This window comes from Rhodomicrobium sp., assembly GCF_047605405.1.
Taxonomy (GTDB): Bacteria; Pseudomonadota; Alphaproteobacteria; order Rhizobiales; family Rhodomicrobiaceae; genus Rhodomicrobium; species Rhodomicrobium lacus.
In genome coordinates, this window is the sequence record NZ_JASGFR010000029.1 from 23,257 (window position 1) to 35,959 (window position 12,703).

Genomic DNA, 12,703 nt, shown 5'->3' on the forward strand with positions numbered 1-12,703 from the left:
GGTGGAGCTTTTGAATTTGACATTTGAGCGAGAGCTCGCGGCAGCCGAGACTCAAATGTCAAATTCGCTCCAATGGGCGCTCCGCGATTATCGCTCGCGGAGCTCGTTGGCCCTGGCGAGTTCATCCCTGCCCAGGAAGTGCAAACTCGTGATGAAGACGTCCTTGATGGTTGCGTCTCCGACTTTCGAGTTTGCGTTTTTCCTGATATCCTCCGCGAGCTGCTTGAGGCTGTCCTTGCTGAGATTGGCAAGGGCCACCCTGTTCTTGAAGAAAAGCGCTTTGAGCGCCTCGTCGGTGACGGCAAGCTCGATATAGTTGGCCGCATGGCCGCCCGACTTCACATTGGCCACCACCGACATCTGTACCAGAACGTAGCCATGGACCCCTGCGGCCTCGATCACCGGTATCGTCAGCTGCCTCAATTTGATCGTAGTTTCTTCAGTTGCCTGCTCCACGGACGGCGAGGAAACGGCGCGATTGGCGGCGACGCTCCCGGCAAAGACCGCTCCAAGAGTGACGGCCACGATCCACGCGGCAATGGCGATTTCCCGAAACAAGAAGGCCCCCTTTTATCGGATTGATCTGGAGTAGGTGCCATCCGACTCGGAATCGCAGATAGCGTGCATGATCGTCGTGGTGATGGCGCGCGCGGCGTCCAGATGCATAAGCAGCAGCCACTGATTGAGGTCGAGTTTTTGCCTCGCAAGGCTCACGAGCGGCTTCAGATCGTCAGGCAGGGTCTGCGCCGAGATGGAAATACCGATATGATGAAGCTCAAGAAGGGACTCAGTCTTGGCCGCGCAAAACTCGCCGATATGCCTCGCATCGAGGGCGGCCAGTGCATTGTTCTCGGCGTCAAGAGTGCGAACGAGACGATTCAACGCAACTCGCGCAACACCTATCGATGTATCCCGGTCAATCATATGGCCCTCCTTCAAAATGGATATTTGGTCAAACGGATCGGGCGGCGCGCGCGCCGCCGTTCTTTGATCGCTCTTCCAGGCGGTTCGCTATGCCGAGCGCGCCGGCACGGCCGCACGCATCCGCGAGCGACTGCGACATCATCGATTTCCAGACGTTGCCCGAGAAGCCGGCGCCAAAGGCCGAAGCGCTTTTCGGCAGCATGATTTCGAACAGCGTGCTCAGCACGGAAATCTCGAACAGTTCGTAGGGAGATTTTCCGGTTGCCGCCTGCCCCGAAGTCGCGGGATGAAAAGCGGCGAGAGATGCGGCCCCCTGGCCAGCCAGACCTCTCGCCGCCTGCGCTTGCGGCGCTGATAGCAGCTCTTCCATCGAAGGAACCGAGCCGGTCGTTTCGGCCAGAAGTCTCAGTCGTTCCGTGGATTCCCTGACGCGTTGCGGATTTGCAGCGCGCATCGCGTCCACGATAAGGTCTGCACCTTGATCGACCATCATCCGTTTGTTTCCGAGGTAATTGTCTGGTTGCGGGTGTTGTTGCGGTCGGCTTGCCCGATAAACGCGTCGATGGCCTCGGCGAGCCACGATCTCAGTTCCATGCGAAATTTTTCGTCCTCGAACCGGTCAAGGCGCTTCTTGAGGAGAAGCTCTATCTTCGCGAGTTCCAGCGTCTCCTGAGAGAGACCGTCTAGGAGAATGGTGTTCCTCTGGACCGCATCTTCACAGGCGGCCAGCCTGCGAACGATGAGTAGCGGCGGAACGCCCCCTTCCACAGCCTCGTTCAGATAGCGCTCGGCTACCGCCACCTCTCTTTTGCTCTCTTCGATGAGAGATTTTATCTGCTGCGCCTCGATCCGTGTTGCCACTTGCAGTTGACGGTATGCATTCAAGAGGCGTTCTGTGCGTTCTAAAGAATTTTTCATGGGTCAGATCGCTCGAAGCCAGGATGCGAAGGCCCCCATGAACAGGATGAACATCTCCCCCGCGATGAAGTAGAACATCAGAAGGCCCCCCCCGACGACAAACGGCATCGACAGAAAGTAGGCGGGTGTCTGCGGAGCGATGCGGTTCAGTACGCCGAACATCAGGTTCACGAGGAAGGCGAACACGAGAAGAGGGGCTACGACCTGAAGCGAGATGAGGCACGCCTCTCTGAGAGTGTCTACGAGGCTGGTCAGACTATGAGAGACGCTGATACCGGTTCCGATGGGCAAGACCTCGTAGGATTGCAGAAGCGCCTTCAGCACCTCAAGGTGCTGGTCGGTTGCGAGAAACAAAAAGGCCGCCGTCAGAGTAATGAAGTCGGCCAGCGGAGGCGTGGTTTCTCCGTCGTCTTCCACGGAATTGACAGGCGTAGCGAGGCCGATGGCAGCAGAGCCCGCGACGGCAAGAAATTTGAGGCTCGCGAAGAAGAAGCGAACCATTATACCGATGACGAGTCCCTTTGCGGTCTCGATCAGAACGAGGGACGCGAGCGAGGGCGTCGAGGACAACCCCTCCTGCACGCGCTCGAAATTTCCAAGAGAAAAGGCAACCGCAACGCTGATTGCGAGAGACACCATCAAGCGCACGCGCACCGGAATACGGGAGCTGCCGATGGCCGGCAGAACCATCAGGCATCCGCCGATGCGGCAGAACACGAGGAATATCGAGAGCACCCCGCCCGGAAGAGCATCGAGAGCCTGCGAGATCATGACACAGCCCCAAGCTGCACGATGGGAATGCCGCGCGCGATCTCCAGATGCGACAGAACCGGCAGGTTCGGGAAGGTGCGCTCCGTTATCATACGGACGTAGAACCGGATTTCCGGGCCCGCAACCAGAACGAAATTGTTCTTCTTGTCCATCAATTCGCGGACCTTCTCGGACAGCTCCAGTGCGAACTGCTCGATGAGGGCCGGACTGATGTCGAACTCAACGATCCCGCCCTTCACGTCACGGCGCAGTGCCTGTTGCATGGCCGTCTCCCAACGCTGGCCGAGACGGAGAATTCTGAGCGTCCCATTATCGGAGAAATCGGCGCAAATCTGTTGCGCGAGGCGCGTTCTGACGTGTTCGGCGATCAGTTCGACGCGCTTTGCGTGTGGTGAGATTTCGGCAACGGCTTCGAGAATGAGGCTCAAATTGCGGATCGAGATACGCTCCTGGAGCAGCCGCCGCAACACGGCGTGAAACGTCGAATTCGACAGGCTGGAAGGAACGATTTCATCCATGAGCCGCTTGTATTCCGGCTCCAGCGTGTCGACGAGGCGACGATAGTCCTTATAGGAAAGCAGTTGAGAGAGATTGTTCCTCAATGTTTCCGCGAGGTGGGTGAGCAGGACCGACGTGCGGTCGATCGGCGTAAAGCCCTGCGCGCGCAGCTTCGCCGAGAACCCATCCGGCACCCATACCGCCTTGATGCCGAAAGTCGGATCGCGCGTCGCCTCGCACGGCACCTGAGGTACGAGGCCGTCTCCCGTTATCACGAGCACTTCTCCGAGGCGAAGTTCGCCGCTTGCGACGACAGCCCCATGGATCTTGATCTGATAAGCTTTGGGCGGCATGAAGATGTCGTCTGTAAGCTTTATCTCCGGGACGATGAAGCCATATTGTTTCGCGAAGTTGCGGCGTATGATCGAGACGCGATGGCTGATCTCCTGGAATTCCGGAAGAAGAACGCTTGATATCTGCTTGCCGAGGCAAAGCTCGACGTCCGACAGTTTGAGCGACTCCTTGACTGAAAGCTTGGCCTGCGCCTCCGCTTCAGCGCGCTGGCGCTCGGTCGCGGCCGCCAGCCGCGTTGCGACATCTGCCTTCCGCCGCGGTTCCGCATAAGCAACGAACATCAGTGTCGTGGCGAGAAGGGCGAATGGAAAGAACGGCAGACCTGGCGCAACCGCGAGCACGCATGAAACGACGCCTGCCACGAACAAAGCGCGGGGATAGTTGCCGAGCTGACTGAGAACCACCTTCTCCGCGGAGCCGCGCGTTCCGCCTTTCGAAACGAGCAGACCGGCCGCGAGCGAGACGATGAGGGCCGGGATCTGGGTAACGAGGCCATCGCCGACCGAGAGCTTGACGAAGACGTCGGCGGCGGACGCGAACGTCATGTCGTGCCTGACGACGCCGATCACGATACCGCCAAAGATATTGATGGCCGTTATGATCAGGCCGGCAATCGCGTCTCCACGCACGAATTTCGATGCGCCGTCCATGGCGCCGAAGAACGCGCTCTCCTCTTCAAGCTCACGCCGGCGTTCCATCGCCTCCTTTTCGTCGATGTTGCCGGCGGCGAGATCGGCGTCGATGGCCATCTGCTTGCCCGGGATCGCATCGAGCGTGAAGCGCGCGCCGACTTCCGCGATGCGCGTCGCGCCTTTGGTGATCACGAGAAAATTGACGGTCACGAGGATCAGGAAAACGATCGTACCGATAAGGAAGTCGCCGCTCATCACGAAATCGGCGAAGCCCGCGATGACATAACCGGCCGCGGAATAGCCTTCGGCGCCGTGAGACAGGATCAGGCGCGTCGTTGCGATATTGAGCGATAATCGCAGCAACGTCGAAATCAGCAGCACGGTCGGAAAGGCCGAGAAATCGAGCGGCTTCTGAATCCAGAGCGCAACCATCAGGATCAGCACGGACAGGGCGATCGAGATCGCCAGGCCGATATCGATGATCACGGGCGGCAACGGGACGAAAAGCACCGTGAGGATAAACAGGATACCGAAGGCGAACCCGACATCCTGATTGCTCATTCCGGCGGCAATGGGTTGCACGCCGGTCGTCTGGGGTGACGACACGTTCGATCTCCGTGATAAGTTTAGAGAAAGCGGCTATCGGTTCAGAAGCCGTGCTCGATACGCGAATAAGCTTGCTCGGAGATCCCGAGCAACACACTTCCGATGAACGACGCCGTCATCATGGCCACCACGAAGACGGCCACGATTTTCGGGATGAACGTCAGCGTCGCTTCCTGGATCTGGGTCAGCGCCTGAAACAGCGAGATGGCGATCCCGACCGCCATCGCCGCACCAATCATCGGTCCGCTAGCCATGATAACGGCCCAGATGGCTGACCTCACGAGATCCATGGCATCTGCCTGATTCATGGTCGCCTACGAGATCACGACGCCGGAAGCCAACTCTATGGTGCTCCCGTTGGTAAGGGTCGCGACTGAGCCCGAGGAGTTGATTTCAATCGACTTGATAATGCCGGAGATTGTGCCGTCCGCCGAAGTCACCGTCTTGCCGATGAGCGAAGCGCCCTGCGAAATCGCGTTTTGCGTCAGCAGCGTATCCAACCGCGAGTTAGCGTTGACGAGTTGTTCGACCGACGAGAACGAGGCCAATTGCGACACGAACTGTGTCGGGTCCGTGGGATCTGTCGGATCCTGGTTCTGGAGCTGCGCCACAAGCAATTGAAGAAAAGCGTTATAGTCCAGCGTACTTGTTTTACTTGTTGAGCTGGTTGACGTTGATTCGGTCGACGTGGTCGCTGTGGACGAAGTGGTTGCCGGAACTGACATTTCTTTGTTTCCCTGCGTCTTTGATCTTGCCGTGGAGACACTCGGCCACGAAGGGCCTGAGAACTTTCAACGCATCGAAATACCGGCCACCATCGACCAGTTGCTCAACCTGATCCAGGGCGGCACCCAATTCGTGAGATGCACCGACACCCAACTCCAATATCATCTCGACAACGGATTTTTTGACGCTGTCCGCGCTTTTCGGCTCGATCAGCATCGCTTGAATCAAGAAATACAGCTGACGGACCGGGGTTGTCGCTCGCTCCGCCTGCATGACATAGGCTTCCAGCAGGAACGCGACATCGTTGAGAAACTCGACCGAAACCTTCCGGTCAGCCCGCAAGACCGCGCCGTTGATGAATATCCGTTCGCCCGGCTTCAGACTGACAGAAAAAGGGCGACTCATTTGAGACCTTCTGCTACGGAACGAGAGACATCGATGATGAAGCCGAAATCGTTGCTCCGACCGCGTCGGATCGCCTCGATGCGGCGGAGCACAGCGATACCGATCGAAATCAGATCCGCGCGAAGCTTGTTCGGCAGCCTGCTTTCCGGCGATCCCAGTTGTTCAATGAAGAAGACCCAAAGTCGCTTTGTGTAGAGAAGGGCTTCGATTGCTTCTGCAGATCGCGGGCCTGCCTCAGCACCTCGCTGCAGAAGCTCTATCGAGCGCAGGATCGCCCCGTGCTCGGTCCCCCGTGCTGTTCTGACATCTGTCGCCAGCACTTCCTGATACGGCGAATGATACATCGTTGAAATCCCGGCCTTGTTTAGGCGCTGATATAACTGACGAGCGACAGGCTGTAGATCCGATTGGTGAGTGCGTATGACGTGTCGAGAAGCGTTTGAAGCTGGGCAAGCTTCGTCGATGCCTCGGTCGGGTCCGAGTCGCCCAGCTCGCTCGACCAGTTGTCGACCAGCTTCTTTTCCGTGGTGAGCCGTTCGTTCGTCGATGTGATCTGGGATTGCGACACGCCGAGCGTGGATTGCATGCCGCTGATGCCCGCCATCGCGCTGTTCACCTTGTCAAGCGCTGCTGCGATAACCGTTTGCTGCGTTCCCGTATTCAGATTGTCGAGCCCGAGGTCCGAGATCATCGTGTAGGCTTCGGCGAGCTGGCGGAATGCTTCTTCATTCGCGGAAACGGATGTCGTTACCGTTTGCCCATCGGAGATCCGGGCGGTTCCCCTCGTCGACGAGGCGTTGGACCAATTGCTTGACCACGACGCATCGTCGAACAGCGCGGAAAAATCGCCGGACAGAAAAGATGTCATGTCGGCGGATGTTATCGAACTCGCCGAAGAGTCGGACTGCGTAATGCCGAAAGCCGTGGAAAAGGCGCTGGCGGTCGCGGCCTTTGCCGAGTCCGAATAATCATTCAACGGCGTAGCTCCGGTGTTGGAGCCGCCAAAAACGTAAGCGCCTGCTGTGGCCGCATTCAGGGAGGTGATCAGGGATTCCAGCATTCCCTTCGCCTGCGCCGAGAGCGCACTCACGTCCCCGGTGCTCTTTGCGGACAGGAGGGCGTTGCTGAGCTTTTCGGCATCGCTGTAGATCGAGGTGAGTGCCGTGGTCGAGGTCGATATCTTGTTCAGCACAACCGAATTTGCGGTGATTGTACTCGTCAGGCTCGTCGATCTTGCCTGAAGAGATCGATAGAGCCCATATTGGCTTCCAAGACTGGATACGGGATCCGAGATCTTTCCGCTTGTGGTCTCGGCCGTAATCTTCGCGATTTTTGCCTGGGCGTCCGCAACTGCGTTAGGCGCAATTGAATAGAGGACTGATGTAGAAACTGTGCTTACCATGGTTCGTCCTCCGGCTAGATCGCGTTGAGAAGATCGGAAAACATCTGATCGACGGCAGAGACGAGCTTCGCGGAAGCGCCATACGACTGTTCGAGCGCGAGCATTTTCGAAAGCTCTGTATCGATGTTCACTCCCGTCGCATTCGAAAGCGCGGTCGCAGCGGTGCTTTTTACGGTGGCGCTGTAGGCCGCCGTGGACGATGCAGCTTGCGACTTGACCCCGAGCCATGAGGCTGAGGCAGCGGCATAGTCAGCAAGACTGAGAGAAGTTCCGGCGTCGGCAACGGGGTCGAAAGCCTGGGCGGTTTTAAGGCCGCTGACCAGCTCATTCAGACGATCCGTGTATCCGGTTTCGCCTGGAGTCGGATTATATACATAAGGATCGGCGCCATTGGTCGAGATGCCGCCATCTCTCAGGAGAGTCGGTGTGGCGACGACCGAAGCCGCAACCGATATCCTTGACGCAAGCCCCTCGGAAACCGTTCCCGAGGTTGGGACGACAAGACTTCCGGCGTCGGTGAACAGGCCAGCCTGTGGCGAGCCCCCGCCACCACTTTGATCGGTTTCCTGGAAAGCGGTTATCAGGCCGCGCGCGATCTCGTCGAGCTGGTCCTGATAGGTGACGGCGAGATCGTCCCTCACTTCGACGAGCCCGGCGAGGCGCCCGCTCTTGATTTCGTAAGAGGCACCCGAAGTGGTGACGGGCACGCCATCGACATAGACCGCGTTCCCCTGCGTGGAGGCCGTAAACGTGGTCTTGGCCTCGAAGGTTACAGAACGGGCCGTCTTGTCGAACAGCGTCACGCCGCTGTCGGTGTAGATGGCCATGTCGTTGTTTGAGCGCGTCACCGTGGAGATGCCGATCTCGGCGCTCAGGCTTTGCAGGATACTGTCCCGCTCGTCGAGCGCATCGGTGATGTCCGCACCGGCGACCGTTCCCTTGACAATCGTTTCGTTGACAGCCTGGAACCGCGTCAGGAGATAGTTGATGGTCGAGACGGAATCGCCGATCGCGGCGTCAGCATCCGCGCGCACTTGCTGCACGGTATCGGCGGCGCTGTTGAGCGCGCCGGCGAGATCGCTCGCAGCCTGCACGGCGTCTACGGACGCCTGGGATTCAGGCGAGGCAGCATAGGTCGACAGCGCATCCGACAAAGCCGCGATGAGAGCGGTTGGCGATGTGGTATCATCGACGGTGGTTGCGCCAACCGTGCTCTGAAGCTGCGTGAGCGCGTCCGAAACCGCTCCGTCGCGCGCGTCGTTGGCATTTGCAGTCAACAAACTCTTCAGAGCGGCCGCATTTGTAACGCGCGTAATGGAGACAACCGACGGCAAGCCGTTGATCGTGACCACATTCGCAAGCTTGCGGCTCGCTCCGTCCGTCTTCTGATTCGCCACATTGCGCGCAACGACGGCGGTTTGAGAAGAGGCAACGGAAACGCCCGCGGCGGCTGTATTCAGCGCAGAGGTCAGCGACATCGGTCAGCCCCCTAGGTATTCAGATTGACGAGAACTTTCAGAAGGTCGGACCCCGTCTGAAAGACCTTGGCGTTGGACTGATAGATGTTCTGTGCCTGGATCATTCGCGTCAGTTCCGTCGCAAGATCGACGTCCGAATTCTCAAGCGTATAAGAGTTGATCGTTCCGAAGCCATTGTTCCCGGCGGTCCCGATCTGAACGCTGCCCGACTCCTGATTTGGCAGATAGGCGTTGCCGCTGATGACGGTCATGTTGTCGGGACTGGCGACGGTTGCGAGCGGGATGGTGTAAGCGGCGACCGTCGATCCGTTTTCATAAACGACCGACAGCGTGCCGTCAGACGAAATCTCGACCGACTTCACCGCGCTCGCCGCGTTGCCGTTCACGTTCGCCGAAAACGTGTAGGCGGAATCGAGCTGCGTCGATTTCGAAATATCGAGCGTCAGAGTGCCGCCGTTGGGCACCGGAACCGAAAGGCTCGTTGGCGTAGAGAGCGCGTATGTCGTAGGGTCGAACGTCAAGGTTTCGGTGACAAGCGCGGCGCTCGAATAGGGAAAGCCACCATTGGTGGCATCAGCCTGATTGTAGACGGATACTTCCCACTCATTGTCGGCCGTCTTCGTGTAATAGACGTCGAGATTGAGCGATGAGCCGGCATTGTTGTAGGCGGTGAAAGAGGTTTTTTGCGTATAGGTCGCATTTGCGGCGTTGGCGGAAGGCAGCTTGGTGGCATCCGTGACTGCCGTTGCGCCTATAGGCAGGTTGAAAGTGACGACACCTTCCGTCGAGGGGACCGCCTTCATCGCAAGGTCGCCGACGTTCACCACTTCGAGGCCCGCATAACTGTTTGCAGACGGCGTCGTACCAACGGGATACCCAAGAAGCGTATATCCTGCCGCGTTTTTCAGAGTGCCGTCAGCCTGCTTCTCAAATGCGCCCGCGCGCGTCAGAACCGGGGTGCCGTTCGGGCCCGACACGATGAAGAAGCCGTTCCCGTTCACGGCCAGGTCGGTCGCACTGGTCGTTGATGTCGTGGTGGATTTGCCGCTGATCGCCGTGCGCACATCGGTATCCACGCCGCCCGACTGATAATCTCCCGAGCCACTGCTCGTCACGAGGGTCGAGAACTCTGTCGTCGAGCGCTTGTATCCCGTTGTGCTCACATTGGCGATGTTGTCGGCCACTGTGCTCAGAGCCGTCGACTGGGCGGCCATGCCCGCTGCACTCGTGTTAATTAGTCCGTAAAGGCTCATTGCGAATCGCTCCCCCAACCTATGCGCCTAATTGGTTGTAGGCTCCTTAGCTTGTGCGGACCTTGGATCGAAGGGTGAGCAGCCGCGACTTCGAAAACGCTACGGCAGTCAGGAAGCGCGCAGCATCAGGCGCAGCATGTCATCCAGCGTTTCGCCGGGCCGAAGGTCTTCGGCGCTTTGCGTCAGATAGCGGTATACGGCGGGAACGAGACGGACAGCCTTGTCGAGTTCGGCGTCGTTGTTTGGCTTGTGGCCCGCAATCATCCGAATATCCCGCGTCTCCTCGAACCTCGAAATGAGCCCCTTGAGTTCCCGCACCGCGGACTTCTGGTTCGGCGTCCAGACGCGGGGAGCAAGACGCGAAACCGAGCCCAGAACGTCGACCGCCGGAAATCTCCCCTGATCCGCGATGGCGCGGTCGAGCACAATGTGGCCGTCGAGTATGCCGCGCAGCGTATCCGCCACCGGATCATTATGGTCGTCACCGTCCACGAGGACCGAGAAGACGCCCGTTATCGATCCTTTGCCACTCGCGTTGCCGGCCCTTTCAAGCAGCTTCGGAAGGTCCGTGAAGACGCTTGGCGGATACCCCCGAGAGACAGGAGGTTCGCCCGCTGACAATGCGATTTCTCTCACCGCGTGCGCATAGCGGGTGACGGAATCGAACACGAGAAGCACCCGCTGTCCTTCATCGCGAAAATATTCCGCCACGGCGAAGGCTGTTTTCGCAGCCAAGCGCCGCATCATCGGGCTTTCATCGCTCGTGGAAACGACAAGAACGGCCTTGGCCATTCCGTCCTTGGTCAATGTGTCGTCGATGAATTCCCTGACCTCTCGCCCACGCTCGCCGATGGCGGCAAAGACGGTCACGTCGAAGGAACTGCCGCGCGTCAACATGGACAGGAGCGTCGATTTTCCGACGCCCGATCCGGCGAAAATTCCGATCCTTTGCCCGGCACAGAGAGGCGTGAAGACATCGATGACGCGCACGCTCGTGAGTACGGGTTCGCTGACACGCTGTCGCTCAAGAGCGAGCGGCGGCGCCTGATCGACTGGAATGAGACGCGCCCCGCGCCCCAGGGCCGGGCCGTTGTCGATGACGCGGCCAAGCGCATCGATCACGCGGCCTTTCCAGGTCTCGTTCGGTCGAAGCTTCAGCGTCGAAGCAAGCCTGACCGGGGCGCCGAGAAAAGGCTGGTGACGCTCTTCAATGGTGCGCACCAGAATCGTATCGCGCTCCACCCGCAGCGTTTCGGCGAGGGCATCGCCTTCGTCGGTCGCAATAGACACCCAATCGCCGAGCTTCGTGAACTTCGACAGCCCATCGACGCGGATGTGTTCCGTCGAAAGCTCCACGACCCTGCCGCTCACAACAGCGAGCCGATCGTCGAGAGCAGCCTCGAAGGCTTCGGCGAGAGTTGTGAGAGCGGTGCGACCGAAACGCGGCAGAACGCCGTCAAGATCGCGATGCGGCTGCTCAACCATCAGGAAGTCGGCGACCCGAGCGCTTGAATCGCGGATTTCAAGCCCGATTCGACAGACTGGATCGTCGATGCCGCCTCATCGAATGCGCGTTGCACATAGATGAGTCTGGCCGTCTCCTTGATCGCGTTTACGTTCGATTCCTCGACATAGCCCGATGCCATGTTGCTCTTCGCCGGGTCTGTCGCGGCGATGGCCGGCTTGTCGGAAACGAAGCCGCCTTCGACCCGCGAAAGCTTCGCGTCGGAGCCGAACACGAACACGCCGATCATGCCTATGCGTTCGTTATTCTGCGTAATCGTGCCGTCCTCGGCAATCTGCGGCGTCGGGCCGTTGGGATCGACCTGCAATGGCGCGCCGCCGGCATCGAGCACCGGATCACCCCGCATCGAAACAAGCATGCCGCTCGTCGTCATCTGCATGCGACCGTCTCGGGTGTACATCCTGCCAGCGGGAGTCTGGACGGAGAGCCAGCCTTGCCCCTTGAGGGCGACGTCAAGCGGATTGCCCGTCTTGACCAACCCGCCTGCGCCAAGGCTGACGACGCTATCTTTTGACGTAACGAAAGCTGTCATCTGCGCATCGGCAGCCGACAGAACGCTATCGAACTTCATTTCAGTGCCCCGATAGCCAACGGTATTGGCGTTCGCCACGTTCTGGGCAACGGTATCCAGGCGTTTCTGAAGCGCCACCTGAGCGGAAAGCGCAACATAGAGCGACGACTGCATAAACGTCTCCGGTGGGGCGTGCTGAGAGATGCGGGGATGGAAGCAGGAGACACCGGGCGAGCCCGGTGAAGCGTCAGGCGGCGGCGGCTTTTGCGACAGCAAGCGCCTTGTCGATCTTCTCCTTGAGTACGGGAGCGCTGAACGGCTTCACGAGATATTCGTTCGCGCCCGCTTCCTTTGCCGCCGCGACGTTGTCCGCTCGCGATTCTGCCGTGACCAGGATGAAAGGGATCTGCGCCGTCGCTGCATTCGAGCGAACATAGCGGAGCAAATCGTAGCCCGACATCGGCTCCATGTTCCAGTCGGAGATGATCAGGCCATAAGAATTCTTCTGTATCAGCTCCAGCGCCATTCCGCCGTTGGACGCCTCATCGACATCGTCGTAGCCGATTTGCTTCAGCAATTTGCGAACTATTCTGACCATAGTGCTGTAATCGTCTACGACCAGAATCTTTAAACCGGCTGTCATTGTGTCGTCTCCTGCTCGCGGGCGGGCGCCCAATCTTTTTCCATTCTTGCTGAAAAA

At 58.9% G+C, this 12,703-nt stretch carries 16 protein-coding genes; all 16 read right to left on the bottom strand.

What is annotated here, in order from left to right; genetic code table 11:
• Window positions 1-87: 87 nt before the first annotated feature.
• The 16 genes from QM659_RS12255 to QM659_RS12330 all read right to left on the bottom strand — a co-directional run bounded on the left by QM659_RS12255 (window position 88) and on the right by QM659_RS12330 (window position 12,646).
• Window positions 88-558: a hypothetical protein gene (locus QM659_RS12255; protein ID WP_303484380.1), complete on the bottom strand. Its 471-nt coding sequence runs from the start codon at window positions 556-558 to the stop codon at window positions 88-90.
• A 12-nt stretch (window positions 559-570) separates the two neighbouring features.
• Entirely contained in the window at window positions 571-882 is a 312-nt protein-coding gene (locus tag QM659_RS12260; RefSeq protein ID WP_415188615.1) for a hypothetical protein, read from the bottom strand.
• A gap of 70 nt (window positions 883-952) precedes the next feature.
• Window positions 953-1,417 carry a rod-binding protein gene (locus QM659_RS12265; protein ID WP_415188616.1) on the bottom strand — a complete coding sequence of 155 codons (465 nt, stop codon included), beginning with the start codon at window positions 1,415-1,417 and terminating at the stop codon, window positions 953-955.
• Window positions 1,414-1,809 carry a hypothetical protein gene (locus QM659_RS12270; RefSeq protein ID WP_415188617.1) on the bottom strand — a complete coding sequence of 132 codons (396 nt, stop codon included), beginning with the start codon at window positions 1,807-1,809 and terminating at the stop codon, window positions 1,414-1,416. Before QM659_RS12270 ends, QM659_RS12265 begins: the two co-directional genes overlap by 4 nt.
• A 36-nt stretch (window positions 1,810-1,845) precedes the next feature.
• Window positions 1,846-2,613, bottom strand: coding sequence for a flagellar biosynthetic protein FliR (locus tag QM659_RS12275; protein ID WP_415188618.1), 768 nt, complete (start codon window positions 2,611-2,613; stop codon window positions 1,846-1,848).
• Entirely contained in the window at window positions 2,610-4,658 is a 2,049-nt protein-coding gene (flhA, locus tag QM659_RS12280) for a flagellar biosynthesis protein FlhA (protein ID WP_127079770.1), read from the bottom strand. Before flhA ends, QM659_RS12275 begins: the two co-directional genes overlap by 4 nt.
• Before the next feature lie 86 nt (window positions 4,659-4,744).
• Window positions 4,745-5,011 carry a flagellar biosynthesis protein FliQ gene (gene fliQ, locus QM659_RS12285; protein ID WP_127078150.1) on the bottom strand — a complete coding sequence of 89 codons (267 nt, stop codon included), beginning with the start codon at window positions 5,009-5,011 and terminating at the stop codon, window positions 4,745-4,747.
• A gap of 6 nt (window positions 5,012-5,017) precedes the next feature.
• Entirely contained in the window at window positions 5,018-5,428 is a 411-nt protein-coding gene (gene flgD, locus QM659_RS12290) for a flagellar hook assembly protein FlgD (protein ID WP_415188619.1), read from the bottom strand.
• On the bottom strand, window positions 5,355-5,834 hold the full coding sequence (locus tag QM659_RS12295; protein WP_415188620.1) for a flagellar biosynthesis repressor FlbT: 480 nt from the start codon (window positions 5,832-5,834) through the stop codon (window positions 5,355-5,357). Before QM659_RS12295 ends, flgD begins: the two co-directional genes overlap by 74 nt.
• The gene (gene flaF / locus QM659_RS12300) at window positions 5,831-6,178 is read right to left on the bottom strand and encodes a flagellar biosynthesis regulator FlaF (RefSeq protein ID WP_415188621.1); all 348 of its coding nucleotides are present in this window, start codon (window positions 6,176-6,178) and stop codon (window positions 5,831-5,833) included. The genes QM659_RS12295 and flaF overlap by 4 nt, the downstream gene beginning before the upstream one ends.
• 20 nt (window positions 6,179-6,198) lie before the next feature.
• Window positions 6,199-7,236 (bottom strand): flagellar hook-associated family protein, encoded by a 1,038-nt coding sequence (locus QM659_RS12305; RefSeq protein WP_415188622.1) that lies wholly within the window; start codon window positions 7,234-7,236, stop codon window positions 6,199-6,201.
• A gap of 14 nt (window positions 7,237-7,250) precedes the next feature.
• Window positions 7,251-8,714, bottom strand: coding sequence for a flagellar hook-associated protein FlgK (gene flgK, locus QM659_RS12310; RefSeq protein ID WP_415188623.1), 1,464 nt, complete (start codon window positions 8,712-8,714; stop codon window positions 7,251-7,253).
• A gap of 11 nt (window positions 8,715-8,725) precedes the next feature.
• Entirely contained in the window at window positions 8,726-9,967 is a 1,242-nt protein-coding gene (locus QM659_RS12315; RefSeq protein WP_415188624.1) for a flagellar hook protein FlgE, read from the bottom strand.
• Between the two features lie 108 nt (window positions 9,968-10,075).
• Window positions 10,076-11,452 (bottom strand): FliI/YscN family ATPase, encoded by a 1,377-nt coding sequence (locus QM659_RS12320; protein WP_415188625.1) that lies wholly within the window; start codon window positions 11,450-11,452, stop codon window positions 10,076-10,078.
• Window positions 11,452-12,177 (bottom strand): flagellar basal-body rod protein FlgF, encoded by a 726-nt coding sequence (gene flgF / locus QM659_RS12325; protein WP_415188626.1) that lies wholly within the window; start codon window positions 12,175-12,177, stop codon window positions 11,452-11,454. Before flgF ends, QM659_RS12320 begins: the two co-directional genes overlap by 1 nt.
• A gap of 73 nt (window positions 12,178-12,250) precedes the next feature.
• Window positions 12,251-12,646 carry a response regulator gene (locus QM659_RS12330; protein WP_127078168.1) on the bottom strand — a complete coding sequence of 132 codons (396 nt, stop codon included), beginning with the start codon at window positions 12,644-12,646 and terminating at the stop codon, window positions 12,251-12,253.
• Window positions 12,647-12,703 lie beyond the last annotated feature (57 nt).

Coding starts and splice junctions, on each gene's coding strand:
- flaF (WP_415188621.1), bottom strand. CDS start 6,178: ATGTATCATTCGCCGTATCAGGAAGTGCTGGCGACAGATGTCAGAACA.
- fliQ (WP_127078150.1), bottom strand. CDS start 5,011: ATGAATCAGGCAGATGCCATGGATCTCGTGAGGTCAGCCATCTGGGCC.
- QM659_RS12330 (WP_127078168.1), bottom strand. CDS start 12,646: ATGACAGCCGGTTTAAAGATTCTGGTCGTAGACGATTACAGCACTATG.
- flhA (WP_127079770.1), bottom strand. CDS start 4,658: ATGAGCAATCAGGATGTCGGGTTCGCCTTCGGTATCCTGTTTATCCTC.
- flgK (WP_415188623.1), bottom strand. CDS start 8,714: ATGTCGCTGACCTCTGCGCTGAATACAGCCGCCGCGGGCGTTTCCGTT.
- QM659_RS12275 (WP_415188618.1), bottom strand. CDS start 2,613: ATGATCTCGCAGGCTCTCGATGCTCTTCCGGGCGGGGTGCTCTCGATA.
- QM659_RS12305 (WP_415188622.1), bottom strand. CDS start 7,236: ATGGTAAGCACAGTTTCTACATCAGTCCTCTATTCAATTGCGCCTAAC.
- QM659_RS12315 (WP_415188624.1), bottom strand. CDS start 9,967: ATGAGCCTTTACGGACTAATTAACACGAGTGCAGCGGGCATGGCCGCC.
- flgD (WP_415188619.1), bottom strand. CDS start 5,428: ATGTCAGTTCCGGCAACCACTTCGTCCACAGCGACCACGTCGACCGAA.
- QM659_RS12320 (WP_415188625.1), bottom strand. CDS start 11,452: ATGGTTGAGCAGCCGCATCGCGATCTTGACGGCGTTCTGCCGCGTTTC.
- QM659_RS12265 (WP_415188616.1), bottom strand. CDS start 1,417: ATGATGGTCGATCAAGGTGCAGACCTTATCGTGGACGCGATGCGCGCT.
- QM659_RS12295 (WP_415188620.1), bottom strand. CDS start 5,834: ATGAGTCGCCCTTTTTCTGTCAGTCTGAAGCCGGGCGAACGGATATTC.
- flgF (WP_415188626.1), bottom strand. CDS start 12,177: ATGCAGTCGTCGCTCTATGTTGCGCTTTCCGCTCAGGTGGCGCTTCAG.